Source organism: Aeromonas sp. HMWF017, assembly GCF_003061465.1.
Classification (GTDB): domain Bacteria; phylum Pseudomonadota; class Gammaproteobacteria; order Enterobacterales; family Aeromonadaceae; genus Aeromonas; species Aeromonas veronii.
In genome coordinates this window covers 17,619-20,727 of the sequence record NZ_QAJD01000109.1, presented here as the reverse complement: position 1 = coordinate 20,727, position 3,109 = coordinate 17,619, and the positions used below count along the sequence as shown (strand labels likewise).

Sequence of the window (3,109 nt, the reverse complement as noted above, 5' to 3'; positions counted from 1 at the left end):
GCGGTATGGGCCTGCTTGTCAGCCAGATATTTGGGGCTTAACCCCTTCCAGCTGGCGTTGTCGCTGCGGAACTTGGCGCGGGCCTGAGCATCGGTGATGACGCTCGCCTCGGCCGCGGTCGGCAGCAGAATGCGGGAGCCCACCAGAATGTGGTTGATATTGCCATCGGCAAAACTGCGGGGGTTTTTCTCGTAAATCGCCACCATGGTCTGGTAGACGCTGACCCGATTGGAGGGGCGATATTTGCTCGCCAGGCTCCAGAGGGTATCGGTCGGACGAACGGGGCCATAGCTACCGGCATTGGCAGTGACCTGACGCACCACCGGCTGGGCGGTTGTACGCACCGGTTGCGCGACGGGTCTGGCGACCGGCTGCGCCAGCGGCTGGGAATTGACGGCGGGAGGTGCGGGTTCGTCAGGGCCTTTTAGCTCGACAAAAAAAGGCTCCCGCGCCGAGTCTTCAGCCTGGACGGTGCCCAGCAGACCCAATGCGAGTAGCGTTGCCAATGTTATGCGGGAATGTCCCATATTCGTTCCTTCGTATGACGGCCCTATCACATTGAAAAATCTGGATAGTTACCCCAAAACAGTCGGTTCAATATAAATCAGGCTCGCCTGGCAAGCCAGCAGTCCGACACATTTAGCACCCAACTTGACCCTGAGTGTAGGAAAAAACTTAATCAGTTGATATCGCAACAGAATCTTGAAGTGACGGAGTGCGGCATGGGTCACACCCCGGTTTGATCACAGGCCGGATGCGCAGCACTCCCTGCTGCGTATCGGTGGCATCTGACCAGCCTTACAGATAGTCGCGAACCAGCAGCTCGGCAATCTGTACACTGTTGGTTGCCGCGCCCTTACGAACGTTATCGGCCACGATCCACATATTGATACCACTCGGGTGAGAAATATCCTGGCGTACCCGGCCCACCAGCACCTCATCCTTGCCGGTTGCGTCACGCACCGGGGTCGGATAGTCCCCTTCGTCATCAAACAGGGTCACACCCGGCGCATTGCGCAGCAGGTCCTTGACCTGTTCGGCATCGAGCGGCTGGTGCAGTTCGACGTGTACCGCCTCGGCGTGGCCGTAGAAGACCGGCACCCGCACGCAGGTGGGGTTCACGGCAATGCTGGCATCCCCCAGGATCTTCTGGGTTTCCCATACCATCTTCATCTCTTCACGGGTGTAGCCGTTGTCAGTGAAGCTGTCGATCTGCGGGATCAAGTTAAAGGCAATCTGTTGCGGATAGAGGGTCGGTTCCACCGGACGACCGTTGAGCAGATGAGCGGTCTGACCCGCCAGCTCGCTGACCCCCTCTTTGCCGGAGCCTGACACGGATTGATAGGTGGCCACGTTGATGCGGGCAATGCCCACTTCGTCGTGCAGCGGCTTTAGGGCCACCAGCATCTGGATAGTGGAGCAGTTGGGGTTGGCGATGATGTTGCGATTGCGAAAATCAGCCAGCGCATCCGGGTTCACTTCCGGGATCACCAGCGGGATATCTTCGTCGTAACGGAAGCAGGAGGTGTTGTCGATGACGATGCAGCCGTGTTCGGCCGCAATCGGCGCCCACTTGGCCGAGACCTCGGCACCGGCGGAGAACAGTGCGATCTGCACCTGGCTCCAGTCAAACTCCTCCACATCGAGGATCTCGAGGTTCTTGCCGCCAAAACGCACGGTATCGCCGGCGCTGCGGCTGGAAGCCAGCGGATAGAGGGTCGCTACTGGAAATTCGCGCTCTTCCAGGATCTCGATCATCGCCTGACCCACGGCGCCGCTGGCACCCAATACCGCTACGTTAAACTGCTGGCTCATTCTGTTCTCCTCTGATAATGCTGCAATGGCGCCGGGTGGCGCCATGGTCGGCAGGCTCCTGCACGGCGAGATAGCACTGCCTGATATGGCTGAGCCAGCGCAGAAAACTCTGCGCCGGAACAGTAAAAATGGCGGCGATGTGGCACGAACAGCTCACACCTGCCAGTTATCTTTCAAATCATAAGAGCCCCGGCTCAAGGGCGTGACAGCGCAAATCCCAACGCGCCGAGCTCCTGACTGGCAAACGCTCCCTCAACCTGCAGGGAGGATAGTTCACGGCGCTCGGGGTAGTGTTTGCGCTGCTCGTCAAAGCTGCCGGGCAGACCGAGTCGGGCACGGAAACGGGCATCATCGCGGCGCACGTCATAGACCAGATGCACCAGTTGCTTGATCAGCGCCTGATCCGGCGCGCGGCCCGGCACAACTGCCTGCACATCGGGGGCGGGCAACAGCCGACTCAAATCCTGACGAGGCTGGCGTCCCAGCTGCTGGCAGAGTGCCTGGTAGAGCATCCAGGTACCGCGGGCCTTCCCCTCCAGGCTGTAACCGGCGATATGGGAGGTGGCAATCTCGGTATGGGGCACCAGCGCTGCCAGTGGCTCGGGCTCGTTCTCCCACACATCCATCACCAGTCGCAATGGCGCATCGCCCAACTGGCGTGCCAGCAGGGCCCGGTTATCCCACACCTCGCCACGAGATGCGTTAATCAGGATCTGCCCGGCAGGACGGGCGGCAATCTGTTCGGCATCGAGCAGATGGTAGGTGGCATCCACTCCTTCGCGTGTGATCGGCACGTGGAAGCTGACGATATCGGCACCAAGAGCGGTCTGATAATCGACAAAGCCCGCATCGGGATTATCCCGCGCCTTGGGTGGATCGCAGCGCAGTACCCGCATGCCGAGCGCTTGGGCCTTGCCAGCCACGCACTCGCCGGTATTGCCCGCGCCAATCACCGCCAGCGTCATGGCCGAAAGGTCGAGTTCGTAGCGCTCCGCCAACACCAACAGGGCGGAGAGCACATAGTCCCCCACCGAATACTTGTTGCAACCGGGGGCGCTGAAGAAGGGAATATTGCGGCTTGCCAGCAGCGCCTTGTCCACATGGTCGGTGCCTATGGTGGCGGTGCCGACAAACCCGAGTTTGGGGCTGGTTGCTAGCAAATCGCCGTTGACGCGGGTGACCGAGCGCACCAGCAGCACATCGGCATCGAGCAGATCGCGGGCCTGCATCTGCCGTCCGGGCAAGGCGATCACCTCGCCAAATTCGGCAAACAGCTCCACGGCATGGGGCATAT

The 3,109-nt window shown here is 60.5% G+C and carries 3 protein-coding genes; all 3 read right to left on the bottom strand.

Annotated features, from left to right (window positions below):
- Nucleotides 1-527 (bottom strand): FimV/HubP family polar landmark protein (locus DBR30_RS22065; protein WP_308813271.1); only part of this gene is annotated, 527 nt, incomplete at its 3' end.
- A gap of 271 nt (nt 528-798) precedes the next feature.
- Complete coding sequence (locus tag DBR30_RS10980; RefSeq protein WP_005344937.1) at nt 799-1,815, bottom strand: aspartate-semialdehyde dehydrogenase; 1,017 nt, start codon at nt 1,813-1,815, stop codon at nt 799-801.
- A 194-nt stretch (nt 1,816-2,009) separates the two neighbouring features.
- A complete protein-coding gene (locus DBR30_RS10975) occupies nt 2,010-3,107 on the bottom strand; it encodes a 4-phosphoerythronate dehydrogenase (protein WP_108588344.1) in 1,098 nt (365 codons plus the stop codon).
- Between the last annotated feature and the right edge of the window lie 2 nt (nt 3,108-3,109).

Excerpts from the sequence above, each read along its gene's own strand:
- DBR30_RS10980 (WP_005344937.1), bottom strand. The coding sequence starts at position 1,815 with ATGAGCCAGCAGTTTAACGTAGCGGTATTGGGTGCCAGCGGCGCCGTG.
- DBR30_RS10975 (WP_108588344.1), bottom strand. The coding sequence starts at position 3,107 with ATGCCCCATGCCGTGGAGCTGTTTGCCGAATTTGGCGAGGTGATCGCC.